Source organism: Capnocytophaga sp. oral taxon 864, from assembly GCF_002998835.1.
Classification (GTDB): domain Bacteria; phylum Bacteroidota; class Bacteroidia; order Flavobacteriales; family Flavobacteriaceae; genus Capnocytophaga; species Capnocytophaga ochracea.
Map to the genome: position 1 here is coordinate 708995 of NZ_CP027232.1, position 13195 is coordinate 722189.

A 13195-nucleotide genomic window follows, 5' to 3' on the forward strand; every position below is an offset into this window, starting at 1 on the left:
TATGAGTTGTTCTTTAGACCTTCCGCCAGAAGACGAAGTGAGTGACCCCGATGCTATTACCTCGGTGGTTACCGCTGAACGTTCGCTTGCAGCGGCTTACACGTCCTTTGCTCCCTATAACGATGCCCTTACGTGGGTCGCAAGAAGCGATGATATGATACCAAGTAGCTACCTTCCGCGTGAAGTAGAGCTCAAAAACACTTACGAATGGGTAGGGCGTGAACTTATTAATCATTCTGAGAGCATATGGAAGTCTCTTTATGCTACCATTGCCCAATGCAATGTACTTTTGGAGCGTTTGCCTAATGTTTCGCCCCTCACCGATGCCGAAAGTAGGCAATTGAGGCTCATCAAGCAACGTGCTATCTATCTCAAAGCTCTTTGTTATTTTGAATTGCTGAAAATATTTTCTCCTGCTTATGCTACAACCAATAGCGAACCCTATGGAATTTTGATAAAAGACAAATTTAACCTTACCAAAGAGCAAAACAGGCTTACTTTTTCTCAATCGGTGAACGTGATTGAGCAATTGCTCACCATTTCGGCAGAGCAAGATACCAATACGTACTATATCACCCCAGAGGTAGCGCAACTTATCAGGGCGGAGTTGGCTTTGTGGACTCAGGACAATGTCAAAGCCATTGAGCTTGCGCTTCCGCTTTACGAAAAATACAAAACAAGCCTCACCACTTTGCCCGCAGCTAATATTTGGTCAGCTAATGCTTCTGCTTTGCGTCTTTTTGCCTTAGATACACGCAACGTTAGTGTCTCACCGTATATGAAATTGGAATACAATGAAAACATAGGTGATTACTTGCTTGTGGCAAGCACTATTTCATACACTACAACCGATGTACGAACTGATGTCTATACGATAGTAGCTCCCCACAATGCCAACAATCGCCTCTTGGGCAAGTATCGCAAGCAAGTGAAGGCACGTGAACAAGTGCAGTATTACACGTGGACACGCCCATCAGAATTGGTGTTCCTACTTGCTGAAGCCTACCTCAAGCAAGGCGACAAAAACAGTGCATTTGCCTTGCTGAATGTCCTTTTAACCGCTCGGAATGCCAATACACTTGCCCCAGCAGCTACTGACACCGACACTCTGCTTACCCTTTTGCTCTCTGAAAAGCAAAAAGAGTTTGTGGGAGAGCCCATCCGCTTTTTTGACCTCAAGCGCAATCATCGTCCTATTGTGCGTACCACTACGGCAGGTACAAACTACACCATTGAGGCAACCGATCCGCGCTGGACACTTCCTATTCCTGCCTCTGAAAAGCGTTACAACACTGCTATTTTACAAAATAAAGGATGGAATGTTGGAGAAGGTGTAAACCAGTCGTAGCACGACGAGCATTTTTTGGTGAAATGAAAAATAGGGCTAGTTTATTAAAGCTTAAATTAATGGTAGAGTTAGGAGAACCTATACGAACCTTATAGGAAAGACGAACAAAAGACGAACAATGAACGGTATGAGCCACAAGAAAAAATAAAGAACGAGTGAAGATAAGATAGAGATAAAGTGGAAAAAGTAATAATGTTAAACGGTTAAGATAAAAACATTTGACATACAAATAAGAAACATTTAATGAGTATTATATATGAAATTTATTAGTAAATTAGCAATGGGTATGTTTATTGCCCTGAACATTGTGAGTTGCTCTAAGAACGACGACTCTGCTCCTCAATACAGCGGTGAAAACCGTGTGTATATCACTGCCAAAGGCGATAAAGTGCTTACATTAGGAGAAGCTAATCAAAAAATTGAAGCTAAATTTTCACTAACAACCAAAGTGAATGCTGATACGGCCATTCATCTAAAAGTGGTAGATGCACAAGGTCAAACCTCCGACCTTGTAAGCCTTTCTGCTAATCCTATTATCATTGCCAAAGAGGCGCGTGAGGCTACTTTTACCCTCACTCTTAAAGCAAATGCAACCATAACCGAAGAACAACGCCTTAAAGTTACTTTTGAACCCGTAACAGGGCTTATAGCACAAGAAGATTTGGCTATAGTTGTAAAACCTTCAGCAATAGTAATGAATCTCACCCCTGCCCAACGCCAATTGTTAAACGCTTATAAGGCAAAAGGAATAGATTTGTACCCCTTTATGGGGAAAGTAAAAGTAACAGGTACTATTTTTAGTCCTGCTGGTGGTAATGCAGAACCATTTGTGAAGGAATTTACAAGAGAAATTAACGGAAGTACTCTTATCACGCTTAGTGCTTTGGCTACTTCTGATAGTCCTGTACTGAAAATGACTGATAATCCAATGGGATTGACAGAATTTTGGCTATTCTTGCTTAGAAAAAATACCGTTGAGGATACCGAATTTTTTCCCGCGTCACCTGTGGCAAAAGCTATAATGCCTTTGATTAATTGGAATAAGGATAGCAAAGAGACTTTTGGGGTTACTTTGGACAATATCAAGATAGGGAGTCCTACTAATGGGGTTAGCCAAATAGAATTTATCCATAAGACAAAGGATTTATACGATGATTTAACAGATATGGTACCTTTTCAATTCACTTATTCTGCTTATGATAGGTTTAAAAAGTTAGTAGATGAAGGAAATCCCATTGCGATAGAGAATAATGGGCAAGCGGGAGGTCCTAACCCTATTTATTATCTAAATACTACCAATATTTTAAGTGATAAATATGAAAAAGGAGCTTGGAAAGCTTCAACAGGAAGCATTAACTTTACGGAAAAGAAGATGTCGTTTGAATTTCTAATCTCTCACGAATATGGTGGGGACTACATTATCGTAAAAATAGAGTATATAGCCCAATAAACATTAAGTAAAAACACTTTAAAATTAATTATAAACAAAACTAAAAATGAGTTACATTCGTAATTACACGATGATTGCCCTTGCAATGAGCTTGGCAATCAGCTGTCAGAAGAACGACGACAGCGAAACACCTACCCCAGACAAACCCAAGCCCTCTGTGCCTTGGACAGAGCTTACGCCTGCCACTCCCATTTATGATGATCCTAAAAGCGTGACAAGCTGTAGTGCTGATGATGTGAAATTCCTCCGCAAAATAGCTAAAATGAATGGCTTTGAAGAGGACTTTAAAACTGATGACCCTTCGCAATGGAAAAAAGAACATTTGGGGGTCATCTGGAAAAAAGAAACTGCTAATGGTAAAGACACTTATTTTGTTTCTGAGCTCGGTGGCACAAAAGGTGGAGGCAAAGGTATAACCAAATTGGATTTTTTTGATGTAAATAATGCCTTTACAAAGTTAGAAAAAGTGGAACTTACTGCTCCTGAACTTTCTACTGTGTATATTGATGGTAGCATTCCGTCTTTAAAGAGTATTATTCTCAAAGGAAATGATACCCAAAAGACTTCTCCTTTGGAAAAAATCACTATTCGTAACTTGAAAGGCTTAGAAACTCTTTCCTTAACCGATTTCCCAAGCCTTAAAACCACTAACGATGAGGATTATTTTGCCATAAGTAGTTATTATTACTGTGAGAATTTAGTGAATGTTACTCTAAATAATATTGGGGCAAGTAATATTCAGGTGAGTGCTGAAAAAACACTTAAAGAGCTCAATTTGCTGAACAATGCAAATGTGACCGAACTGAATATTGAGGACGCTCCAATGAAGAATTTGGATTTTAATGCCACTACATATCCTAAATTGACCTCATTGGCACTTAAAAAACTTACTGCTAACTCTGCGAAAAATCTTAGTGTGGAAGGATTGCCTAACTTAACCGACATTAATATCAGCAAAATTTCTTCAGTTACTAAGGCATCCGTTACCGCTTGCCCAAAACTTACTTCGCTAATGATTCAGAATGGTAATTTTAATAACATCACCCTTCAAGGGTTAAGCGAACTCAAAACGCTTGACCTTGCAGGAAATAAGATTGCAAATATTGAAGCTTCTTCTCTTAACAAAGTTACCAAACTCCATCTTAACAACAATGAACTAAAAGGTAGCACTCCTTTCAAACTTCCTGCCAATGTCTCGATGTTGAGTTTGCAAGGTAACGAAGGGCTTACTGCTGTTGATTTATCACCTTATAAAGAACTTACTTTAGTAAATATTAATGGGTATAAGAAAGGAGAGACCAAAGCAACTGCACCAAGCGCTCTTTCCTATCTTAAAATTGCTGGACTTGCTAAATTAGAACGTTTATTAGCAAATTGGAACGCACTTTCAAGCATCGACACCGATGGACAAGAAAACATTTCGGCTAAAATAAATCTCATAGAATGCGAAAATAACGCATTGCATCCAGATGCTATTTATACCCTTAAAAAAGCATTTCCTTCGCTTGACTTTTCGTTATCAGGAGCTGGTAGTAGTTCAAAAGCGTGTAGTTATGTAAAGCAACGTGCCTTTAAGATAGGCAGAGTTACTAATAACCAAGTAACTTTTGCCATTAGCCAAGAGCCTACTCACGGTGTACAAACCGAAGTAACCCTAAAAGATACCGATAACAGTGCTTATCAGTACGACAGCAACACAGGTGTGCTGACTGTAAAGAAAGCTGGAAGCTATAAAATCGTTGTGAAGAACACGAAACTATTAGGGCAAATGAGAAATGGCTTTGTAAGTGAGAAAGTAACATTCAAATAGATAGTTGCAGTAAATTATTTATAATAAATTAAGGAGCTTTGGCAGATATTTTTTATATTTGCCAAAGTTTTTTAGTAAATAATATGCAAAGATATATTATACTCGTAGTGGCTATTTTAGTAAGTGAAATTACTTTTTCACAAGGTAAAAAGTTTTTATTACCCAATAATGCTACAAAGGAAACCCTTAGCAATGGTTTTAGTTACGTGATAATGCCTAATGAACAGCCTAAAGGAAGGGTGGAACTCTGTTTGTGTTTGCGGGTAGGATCGTTTCAAGAACAGAAAGGAGAAGAAGGTATTGCTCATTTCTTAGAACATTTGGCTTTCAGTGGCTCAAAACATTACCCTAAGAATAGCGCGCTAAAATTCTGGGAAAGTTTAGGGGCAAAATATGGAGAAAACATCAATGCGTATACTACCGATGACCGAACTGTATACAGCGTAAGCCTTTCGAACGTGAATACTGAGCAGGTAGCTAAGACTATTCATATACTATCCGATTGGTTATACTATATGGATATTACCACACAGGCAGTGGAGAAAGAGCGCAAAATCATCACACAGGAAATTGCCAGCTATAAGCCTTACAAAGACCTTAACCCTATTATGGTAGGCTATGACAAGCAACTGATGCGCTTTCCCATAGGAACTAAAGTAGAAATAGCTAAAGTTACACCTAAAAAACTTCGCTCTTTCTATGAGAAATGGTATACTCCACAAAATGCCTCGCTTATTGTAATAGGAAATATAGACCCACAAGCTACTGAGAAGGCAATAAAAGAACACTTTGGAATGCTTGGACAGCGAGGAGAAGAAGTGGGAAATCTTAAACCTATTTCCTTTCCCAATAAAAAAATGTTTTCAGTTGAAAAGGAGAAAGGCAAGAGAACAAAACTATCTTTGTTATACCCCATAGAGTACGTAAGTACCCCGTTCATAGACGAATATAGAAAAGAAATAGAACTTCCGAAAGTAGTATTAGAAATTCTTAATAACCGTTTTAGGGCACATAAAGAAGATATTCGTATCAGTCAGTATTGGTATTTGCGTAGAACGAGTTTTTTGGAGATAGAGATGACCTCTGACGATATAGAGCAAACCCTCAAAAAAACATTTGCTATTATTGAAGGTGTAAAAACCTTACTCACAGAAGAAGAAATAGGTAAAGCCTTAGAGAAAGTAACTACTGCTATTGAGAAAATACCCACCGAGAGAACTTCAGAGGATTGGGTGCTGAGTTTTATTGATAATTTTGTTTTTAGAGAGCGTTTTATCTCTCAGTATAGGGACAAGGAAAGACTTATTAAAGAGTTGAGAGAAGACTATCAACTCCACCATTGGCAACACATTTGCAAAAACGTACTGAATTTAAAAGACCCTATCATTCTATACACTCCTGCAGATAATAAAGAATATACTTACGAGGATTTTAAGCATATTATCAGTGATGGAATAGCACACCCTGATACTACCGTTCCCATTTTCAAAGAAGAAGAAAAAACAATATCTGTTGTTATACCTGAGGTACTCACAAAAGAGATTTCTTTTCATCCCAAAGACATTAAAAATGAAACCTTTTTTAAGGAAATAGGAATACATAGGATTGAACTCACTAATGGAGCTACTATTTACCTCAAACCTACAGAAAATGATGAGAAACTAAATGTTACACTACTCTTTAAAGGAGGGTATTCGCTATTGCCACCAAAGGAATTTAAACAATACGAAGATATTTTGCAATATGTACACTTAGGTGGTATTGAATCATTAAAAGGTGAAGCTTATGAAGAACTACTATATCACAACAACCTTACATTTATAGTAGGTACTGAGGGCTATCAGCACTTGGCAATGGCAACCGCTCCTGTGAATAAAAGCAAGGAGCTTTGTAATCTTATCTATCAGAAGTTGCGGTATCCCGAGCGAGCATATAAAGCCTTTGAAGAGGTGAAGGCTGATGAAATACAATCTCTTAGTAGTAAAAAGAATGATAAAAAAGCAGACCTTCTTAAAGAAATGGCTTTTAAATTAGAAGCCATAAAAGGAGCTACTTATCCGCTTACTGAGCTCAATAAAACTACTGATGATATTCAGAAAATGAATTTAGATACGCTTTATAGTTATTATCAAAAGTACTTTTTATCTTCTGATGAGCTTCTATGTGTAGTAACGGGTAGCTTTGAGATAGATAAACTAAAGAAAGAATTAGTCGGGACTCTTTCTCATTTAAAGAGACAAGAGGGAGCCTCAGTAAAAAAGACTATACAAAAACCTTTTTTCCAGACACTAAAAGTAACACAAAACAAACGCACAAGTTTCAATATCGTATATAAAGATAGTTATCAGAAGAATTTAAAAGGTATATTATCTATCAAACTGCTGCGAGAGCTCTTGCGCAAGGAAGTGATTGCTGAAATACGAGAAAAAAAGGGCTGGGTGTACACTCCTTATGTAGAATTGGAGTATTATAGTGAGCCTACTCCTACCTTTGTGCTTATCGTAAGTGGTGAAACTGATGAAAAACACTTCAATGATGTAGAAAAAAGCGTCATCGGAATTATCAATAATCTTGTAAAAGAGAAAAAGATAAACCAGAATGCTTTAACTGACTTTAAATATTCTTTTGCTGTGAACAAAAAAGAATATCTCTCTGATGAAAATGCTTATAACTGGCGCAATTATCTTATGGACTGCTTTAAAAATGATGTCTCTTTAGAAGAACTCTCTTCTTATGAAAAAATATTGGAAAGTATTGACTTATTGAATAAATAGAGCGTTAGTGTATTTCTTTATCCATTAACACTTGTCCTCGATATACTTTTTTATAACGAATAAGCTGCCTATTTTTGTAATATCCTATATAATAAGCGCGTTCTTTACTGTGTGTTTCGGAATCTTTTTGCGTTATTTCATCGTATAAATAAGTAGAACGGTTATCTTTTTGTTTGTGCAAGTCGGAACAATTGAGAAAATAGCGTAACACTACACCTCCGTCCTTTTCTTCACAATAATTCATAGGCAATCACGGATTGTAAAAGGAGGGCTTCTGCTGTTTTTCGTTGCTCTGGTGAATGTTCACAAGAGAATAGCGCCAATAAGGAGGTTAATAAGGATATCTTTTTCATATTATAAGCTTGCTTTTAAAAGTAATATAACTCATTTAGTTACTTTTTCTAAAAGTAATACCATAAAATTTATTATCCCAAAACAATTCTGTTTTCTTTTCAGCCACTGAAGTAGGAATACATTGTTCTATGGCATTCAAATCGACTGTTTTGCCTTCGAAATAGGATTTGGAGAAGACACTCTTCTTGTATTGGGTCTCCACAAAGTCGGCTGTTTCATCTGCAATAAGCAATTTGCTTCCCACTTTAGCCACTCTAAGCATTTCACTCATTGCACGAGTTTTGTCGTTAAAAAAGTTAATGCCCCCAATGTGAAAAACAATATCAAAGATATTATCAGCAAAAGGAAGATCTTCAGCGGGGCATTGTACAAGCGTTAAATTAGTTTTCTTTTGCATTTTTTTCTTGCACTTTTTGAGCATTCCCATCGAAATATCAACTCCTACAAGGTCTATCGTTTTCAAATCAATCCCTTGTGGCAGGTAATGCAAGTCAGCTCCTGTACCTATGGAAACATAAAGCACCGAAATATTGTTTTTCCATTCCAAACGGCTCATCAACTCGGTACGTAGATGATCAATAGCGTGTCCATACTTGAGTCTTCCTATCCATTTCTCTCCAAAATCATAGAAAAAAGACATCCAATCGTACATTTTCATATACCTTTGGTTATCTCCACTAATGAAATAGTCATTCATACAGCATAAAATACCATTTTCTTGCTTCAAATCTTCTACTTTTATATCAGATTTTAGCTTTTGAGATATATCTGTTATCATATTTATTTATTCAAATGAGTTTCTCTTAACTAAGTTATATTTCAAATTCCATAGGGCTTTTTCCCTTTTTATATCTTTTCGTTCTACTACCTATTTTTGTTACTTTCCCTATTATTCTTGATAAAAAATCCAAGAAATCCGAAAAATATTTCCTCACTTTTTACCAAAAACAAATAATATTCAGTATATTTCTTATCTATTCTGTCAGTTTTCTACTTCATATTGCATTGCCTGTACTTAATATCGTATTATTTGAACCTGATATTGTGTTTCCTGTACTTCATATTGTATTGTTTGGACTTAATATTGCATTGTTTGGACTTAATATTGTATTCTACAGACTTAATATTGCTTTCTACGGACTTAATATTGCTTTCTACGGACTTAATATTGCTTTCTACGGACTTAATATTGCTTTCTACGGACTTAATATTGCTTTCTACGGACTTAATATTGCTTTCTACGGACTTAATATTGTATTCTACAGACTTAATATTGCTTTCTACAGACTCAATTTTGTATTCTACAAACTTAATTTTTACCTTTATTATTTTTTCTTAATTAATATATCTCCCTGATTCAAAAAAAGTTTTTCACCCTCTATTTGTAACTCTTGCCAATATTTCCTCTCTTCAATTTCTGTATCATCTACAATACGAAAATTAGCAAAATCGGTAGAAGGAGCAGGCAAAACAATGAGCTTTTCTATATTTTTTCGTTCCAAATGATAGGTGTCTGAAAGGTTTTTAAGGAATAATAGCTGTTCTAACTCCTTTTTATAATCTACAAGTTCTTGCTTCTCTTTTTCTGAGAGAAAATGTTCTTTAATCTGCTGAACTGTTTTTTGAAGTTCATTTTCTATAAGTTGTTGAGCAGTTGTCTTCATTATAATCCGTATTTTTTCCAGCCTCCGTCACGCCATTGGCACTCGTCAATCTTCCAAATACCGTCTTTTCGGATAATTAGGAAGCGATACTGAAAGTTTAACTCGTCTTGGGTGTAAATATATATCTTATTCTTGGTAAGGGTTTCACTATCTATAATTTGATGATTGCCATAGGTCCCGCCTTTTGTCATAGAAAAGCTAATCCACTCAGGACGATAGCCTATGCGGCATTTGTCGGTGCAATATTTTTTAAAAATCGTTTTACATTTTTCTTCTATCAAAAGGTCATCCTCTTCTGTTTCATCATTTTTTGTAGCAAATTCTTCCCACTGGGTCATCGCCGAGAAAAAGTTTAAGAGCAATTGTTTCACTACTTGCAAATCATCAGCATTGGTAGCAGTAGGTTTCTTCTTTCCTGCCGTGCGCTGGGCTTGTTCAAAGGTTTTTATTTGTTCCTCGGTGAAAAACTTATCGAGATAGAACTTTATTCTGCTATAATGCGCCACAGCCATTAGCCCCTCGAAAGTGATGCGGGTACGGCGCAATGAAATAGACTTCAAGCGAGGCACTTGCAAAACAATTTTCAAGGTTTCATCGGTTACGGGGCAACCGTCCAACGAAACGTGGTCAACAGGTTTCTCGACAAAGTATTTGAAGCCTTCGCCTGTGAGTTGCTTATTGTCTTCTAAAAAAAGAAGTTTTAGTTTGGGCAAAGTAGCCAAGTATTTGAGGGCTTCATCGGTAATATCAGTATTGATAAAACCCATATTTACTAAGGATTTTACTTGCACTATCTGCTCTACCATCGCATCGGTGAGGGCAACATCTTTATAATGATGCCCTTTGCAGAAGCGCTCTTCGGTTACTTCTTTTAAAGCGGCTTCTAAGGTAATAGGGTGTTTGTAAACTGCCATAGTAATGTGATTGTTATGAGTGCAAAAGTAGACAAAATAGCATTTAAAAACAAAAAAATATGAATAGTTTCTTGCTAATACTTAATTATTTGCTATCTTTGCAGGCGTGATGAATATGAAGATATTAGAAACACCTTATGGAATATGCCATTTGAGCGTTGTTCCCGTACGTTTAGAGCCCTTTGAGGGGGCTGAGATGATTACGCAATTACTCTTCGGAGAGTTGTTGCAAGTAATTGATAAAGAAGAGCATTGGAGCTATGTACGCTTGCTGTTCGACAATATTGAAGGCTGGGTAGCCAACAGTCAGTTTACAGAAATTTCGGATAAGGACTACAAAAAATCTCTAAAAAAGAAAGAAAAATACGCTCACCGATGGCTTACAAAACTCCGTTTGAAAACCGGAGACAACCTCTTTCTGCACATACCCAAAGGTGCTACCTTTTCTCACAATCATCTATTACAAACTTCACAATCTACCCAAAGAATACCTCATCAAGGCATTATCCCCACTGCTTTGGAATATTTAAACGTACCTTTCTTAACAGGAGGCAAAACTCCCTTTGGGATAGATGCCGCCGGACTGGTGCAAATGGTTTTCAAACTCAACGGCATACACCTACCTCGTACGGCTAAAAAACAGGCTACTTGTGGTGTTTCTCTTAGTTTTATAGAAGAATGCCAAGCAGGTGATTTAGCTTTTTTCGACGACGAAGAAGGCAATATCATTCACGTGGGCATTCTCTTAGGCGACAACAGGATTATTCATTCTTTTGGCAAAGTGCGCATCGACCGGTTAGATCATATCGGTATTTTTAATAGTGAACTGCGCAATTACACTCACCAACTACGCCTCTTGCGAAGAATCTCAACGACTGAAAAGTAGTATAAATTCAAGATTCCTACATCTTAGGTTCGTTTATCGTTCATCTGCTCGTGCAGCTCGAACCATTTTTCGTTCGTCTTTTCTTTATCTGCGCGTGCGGCTCGCTCCGTCTTTTGTTCGTCTTTTGTTCGTCTTTTATTCGTCTTTTGTTCGTCTTTTGTTCGTCTTTTGTTCGTCTTTTGTTCGTCTTTTGTTCGTCTTTTGTTCGTCTTTTGTTCGTCTTTTGTTCGTCTTTTCTTTATCTGCTCGTGCGGCTCGCTCCGTCTTTTGTTCGTTCATTGTTTATCTGACCGTCGTGCTACTACTACTTTGCGTATTTTAACAGAAGAAATAAAATATTTAATTTATAATAGTCAATTATGAAAATAGCTTTACTCGGATATGGCAAAATGGGTAAAACCATTGAACAAATAGCCATCGCTCACGGACACGAAATCGTGTTAAAAATAGATAATGCCGAAACTTCTTACGACATTACAATAGCCGATGTGGCTATAGAATTCAGCACCCCCAGCAGTGCCTTTGCTAATATTAGCAACTGTCTCACACACAAAGTCCCCGTGATTGCAGGTACTACCGGTTGGTTAGCCCAATACAATGAGGCAGTAGCTTTGTGCCAAAAGCACCAAACCGCTTTTCTCTACGCCTCTAATTTCAGTATAGGGGTAAATGTATTCTTCGCACTGAACAAAACCTTAGCCAAACTGATGGCTAAACTCAAAGACTATGAGGTAGCTATCGAAGAAATTCACCACACTCAAAAGCTCGATGCCCCCAGCGGTACTGCGATTACTTTGGCAGAAAGTATTATCGCTGAAACTGATAAAACAGGTTGGCATTTAAACACAGCTACCGAGAACGAAATTCCTATCGTAGCCAAGCGCATAGATAGCGTCCCAGGCACTCATATCATCACCTATACCAGTGAGGTAGACACCATAGAAATCAAGCATACCGCTCACAATCGCAAAGGCTTTGCTCTCGGTGCCGTTATAGCAGCCGAATGGATTGTAGGTAAGCAAGGAGTATTTACGATGAACGATGTACTCAACCTTCATTAAGCGTATTTTTTAATCAAAAAACTACTTATCTTAAAAAAAGGCATTATCTTTGCACTTTAATAACTCATAATTTTTAACATAGGACTCTTAACTAAAAGAATGTATAAAATTATCTTTTCTGATATCGATGGCACTCTATTAAGTGGTTCGCGAACCCTTACGCAGAACACCATTCACGAAGTAAAACAACTGAAAGACAAAATACCTTTCATTTTAGTATCTTCACGTATGCCTGAGCAAATGTATCACATACAAAAAAACTTAGGCATCGCAGGATTACCACTTATCGCTTATAATGGCGGATTAGTGCTCAATGGCGAAAAGGTGCTACACTCTACTACTATCCCCTACTCTATTCTCGAAGAAGTAGTCGCTCTCAACGAACAAGAGTTCAATGCTCAGATACACATTAGCTTTTATTATAACGACGAGTGGTATGTACCCGCTAACGATGAATGGGCACAACGTGAAGAAACAATTACCAAAGTAACTCCTACCGTGCGACCCAATCGCGAAGTACTCACTCAGTGGAAACAAGCAGGACACGGCGCTCACAAGCTAATGTTAATGGGAGAAGAAACTCTTATAGAGCGAATGTTCAAGCTACTAAACGATAGATATACAGAGGTAATGCAAATTTATCGCGGGAGAGAAACTTATATAGAACTATCAGATATCAGTATTTCTAAACTCACAGGAGTGAAAATAGTATCAAACGAGATATATCACTTACCTTTGAGCGAAGCAATAGCTTTTGGCGATAACTATAACGATTTGGAGATGCTCAAAGGCGTAGGTTGTGGCGTAGCAGTTGCTAATGCTCGCAACGAAGTAAAAGCTGTAGCCAAATACATAACGCTTCACCACTCCAAAGACGGTGTGGCAACATTCTTAAAACAGTTGAGAGAACAAAAAGTAATGAACCTTTAAACGT

13 protein-coding genes are annotated in these 13195 nt (G+C 37.4%); 8 read left to right on the forward strand and 5 right to left on the reverse strand.

The genetic code is table 11. The annotated features are described in order from the left end of the window. The first annotated feature begins 1 nt into the window (after position 1). The 4 genes from C3V44_RS03220 (at position 2) to C3V44_RS03235 (ending at position 7382) form a co-directional block, all read left to right on the forward strand. Entirely contained in the window at positions 2 to 1348 is a 1347-nt protein-coding gene (locus C3V44_RS03220) for a RagB/SusD family nutrient uptake outer membrane protein (protein ID WP_254425462.1), read from the forward strand. Between the two features lie 256 nt (positions 1349 to 1604). Continuing rightward, entirely contained in the window at positions 1605 to 2798 is a 1194-nt protein-coding gene (locus C3V44_RS03225; RefSeq protein ID WP_106095504.1) for a DUF4929 family protein, read from the forward strand. Between the two features lie 46 nt (positions 2799 to 2844). Then, on the forward strand, positions 2845 to 4608 hold the full coding sequence (locus tag C3V44_RS03230; protein ID WP_254425463.1) for a leucine-rich repeat domain-containing protein: 1764 nt from the start codon (positions 2845 to 2847) through the stop codon (positions 4606 to 4608). Between the two features lie 83 nt (positions 4609 to 4691). Continuing rightward, complete coding sequence (locus C3V44_RS03235) at positions 4692 to 7382, forward strand: M16 family metallopeptidase (protein WP_106095506.1); 2691 nt, start codon at positions 4692 to 4694, stop codon at positions 7380 to 7382. Between the two features lie 4 nt (positions 7383 to 7386). On the opposite strand, the gene C3V44_RS03240 is transcribed toward C3V44_RS03235, so the two are convergent. Together C3V44_RS03240 and C3V44_RS03245 are read right to left on the reverse strand one after the other, a co-directional pair. Next, positions 7387 to 7626 (reverse strand): hypothetical protein, encoded by a 240-nt coding sequence (locus C3V44_RS03240; RefSeq protein ID WP_009411771.1) that lies wholly within the window; start codon positions 7624 to 7626, stop codon positions 7387 to 7389. A gap of 144 nt (positions 7627 to 7770) precedes the next feature. Next, positions 7771 to 8514, reverse strand: a complete 744-nt coding sequence (locus C3V44_RS03245; RefSeq protein ID WP_174683108.1) for a class I SAM-dependent methyltransferase — start codon at positions 8512 to 8514, stop codon at positions 7771 to 7773. A 266-nt stretch (positions 8515 to 8780) separates the two neighbouring features. Between C3V44_RS03245 and C3V44_RS12180 the strand changes: the two genes are divergently transcribed. After that, a complete protein-coding gene (locus tag C3V44_RS12180; protein WP_164996588.1) occupies positions 8781 to 9092 on the forward strand; it encodes a hypothetical protein in 312 nt (103 codons plus the stop codon). On the opposite strand, the gene C3V44_RS03255 is transcribed toward C3V44_RS12180, so the two are convergent. Continuing rightward, complete coding sequence (locus C3V44_RS03255; protein WP_106095508.1) at positions 9062 to 9400, reverse strand: cell-division protein; 339 nt, start codon at positions 9398 to 9400, stop codon at positions 9062 to 9064. The two genes, C3V44_RS12180 and C3V44_RS03255, sit on opposite strands and share 31 nt — an antisense overlap. Beyond that, positions 9400 to 10314 (reverse strand): NTF2 fold immunity protein, encoded by a 915-nt coding sequence (locus tag C3V44_RS03260; protein ID WP_106095509.1) that lies wholly within the window; start codon positions 10312 to 10314, stop codon positions 9400 to 9402. Before C3V44_RS03260 ends, C3V44_RS03255 begins: the two co-directional genes overlap by 1 nt. 109 nt (positions 10315 to 10423) lie before the next feature. Between C3V44_RS03260 and C3V44_RS03265 the strand changes: the two genes are divergently transcribed. Then, positions 10424 to 11200: a C40 family peptidase gene (locus tag C3V44_RS03265; protein WP_009418743.1), complete on the forward strand. Its 777-nt coding sequence runs from the start codon at positions 10424 to 10426 to the stop codon at positions 11198 to 11200. 135 nt (positions 11201 to 11335) lie between these two features. Here C3V44_RS03265 and C3V44_RS12035 read toward each other — a convergent pair whose 3' ends face one another. Then, complete coding sequence (locus C3V44_RS12035; RefSeq protein ID WP_164996604.1) at positions 11336 to 11479, reverse strand: hypothetical protein; 144 nt, start codon at positions 11477 to 11479, stop codon at positions 11336 to 11338. A gap of 80 nt (positions 11480 to 11559) precedes the next feature. On the opposite strand from C3V44_RS12035, the gene dapB reads away from it, so the two are divergent. Together dapB and C3V44_RS03280 are read left to right on the forward strand one after the other, a co-directional pair. Beyond that, positions 11560 to 12261 carry a 4-hydroxy-tetrahydrodipicolinate reductase gene (gene dapB, locus C3V44_RS03275; protein ID WP_106095511.1) on the forward strand — a complete coding sequence of 234 codons (702 nt, stop codon included), beginning with the start codon at positions 11560 to 11562 and terminating at the stop codon, positions 12259 to 12261. 99 nt (positions 12262 to 12360) lie between these two features. Then, positions 12361 to 13191, forward strand: coding sequence for an HAD family hydrolase (locus C3V44_RS03280; protein ID WP_106095512.1), 831 nt, complete (start codon positions 12361 to 12363; stop codon positions 13189 to 13191). Positions 13192 to 13195 lie beyond the last annotated feature (4 nt).

Excerpts from the sequence above, each read along its gene's own strand:
- C3V44_RS03280 (WP_106095512.1), top strand. The coding sequence starts at position 12,361 with ATGTATAAAATTATCTTTTCTGATATCGATGGCACTCTATTAAGTGGT.
- C3V44_RS03230 (WP_254425463.1), top strand. The coding sequence starts at position 2,845 with ATGAGTTACATTCGTAATTACACGATGATTGCCCTTGCAATGAGCTTG.
- C3V44_RS03245 (WP_174683108.1), bottom strand. The coding sequence starts at position 8,514 with ATGATAACAGATATATCTCAAAAGCTAAAATCTGATATAAAAGTAGAA.
- C3V44_RS03220 (WP_254425462.1), top strand. The coding sequence starts at position 2 with ATGAGTTGTTCTTTAGACCTTCCGCCAGAAGACGAAGTGAGTGACCCC.
- C3V44_RS03235 (WP_106095506.1), top strand. The coding sequence starts at position 4,692 with ATGCAAAGATATATTATACTCGTAGTGGCTATTTTAGTAAGTGAAATT.
- C3V44_RS03225 (WP_106095504.1), top strand. The coding sequence starts at position 1,605 with ATGAAATTTATTAGTAAATTAGCAATGGGTATGTTTATTGCCCTGAAC.
- C3V44_RS03255 (WP_106095508.1), bottom strand. The coding sequence starts at position 9,400 with ATGAAGACAACTGCTCAACAACTTATAGAAAATGAACTTCAAAAAACA.
- dapB (WP_106095511.1), top strand. The coding sequence starts at position 11,560 with ATGAAAATAGCTTTACTCGGATATGGCAAAATGGGTAAAACCATTGAA.
- C3V44_RS03240 (WP_009411771.1), bottom strand. The coding sequence starts at position 7,626 with ATGAATTATTGTGAAGAAAAGGACGGAGGTGTAGTGTTACGCTATTTT.
- C3V44_RS12035 (WP_164996604.1), bottom strand. The coding sequence starts at position 11,479 with ATGAACGAACAAAAGACGGAGCGAGCCGCACGAGCAGATAAAGAAAAG.
- C3V44_RS03265 (WP_009418743.1), top strand. The coding sequence starts at position 10,424 with ATGAATATGAAGATATTAGAAACACCTTATGGAATATGCCATTTGAGC.
- C3V44_RS03260 (WP_106095509.1), bottom strand. The coding sequence starts at position 10,314 with ATGGCAGTTTACAAACACCCTATTACCTTAGAAGCCGCTTTAAAAGAA.